We start from the raw sequence: 619 nt of genomic DNA, 5'->3' as shown, positions 1-619 counted from the left end.
TGGAGTACCCCGGCGCACCTCAGGCGCTGATTCTGGTTCCGACCCGTGAGCTTGCTATTCAGGTGGGTGAGGATCTGGCGATTGCTGCGAAGCTGCGCAACGCCCGCATCGCTACCCTGTACGGTGGTGTGCCGATTGAGCCTCAGGCTGAGTTGCTGCGCCGCGGCCTGGAGGTTGCAGTAGGCACCCCCGGTCGCATTATCGACCTGTACCAGCAGGGCTTCCTGAACCTGAAGCAGGTCAAGATTGTGGTCCTCGATGAGGCTGACGAAATGCTGGATTTGGGTTTCCAGCCGTCGGTTGAGAAGATTCTCAGCTACCTGCCCGAGGACCGCCAGAGTATGCTGTTCTCCGCAACCATGCCCGGCCCGGTCATTGCGATGGCACGCCAGTACATGACCAAGCCCATGCGTATTAGTGCCGCTAGCCCCGAGGACGCATCGAAGACTAAGGCATCGATCCGCCAGGTCGTCTACCGTGCACATCACCTGGATAAGGACGAGATGATTGGCCGCATTCTGCGCGCTACCGGTCGCGGCCGCACCGTCATCTTCACCAAGACCAAGCGTGATGCTGCCCGCGTGGCGGAGGAGCTGGTGCACCGTGGCTTCGCTGCCGC

General features: G+C 61.4%; 1 protein-coding gene. It reads left to right on the top strand.

The features are described 5' to 3' along the window. Positions 1–619: DEAD/DEAH box helicase (locus O3648_RS08475; RefSeq protein ID WP_371569616.1), on the top strand; the 619-nt coding region annotated here is incomplete at both ends.

The sequence above is a fragment of the Rothia sp. 27098_8_161 genome (assembly GCF_041432905.1).
Lineage (GTDB): Bacteria > Actinomycetota > Actinomycetes > Actinomycetales > Micrococcaceae > Rothia.
The sequence above is the reverse complement of the archived record's forward strand: the minus strand, read 5'-3'. Positions and strand labels throughout refer to the sequence as shown.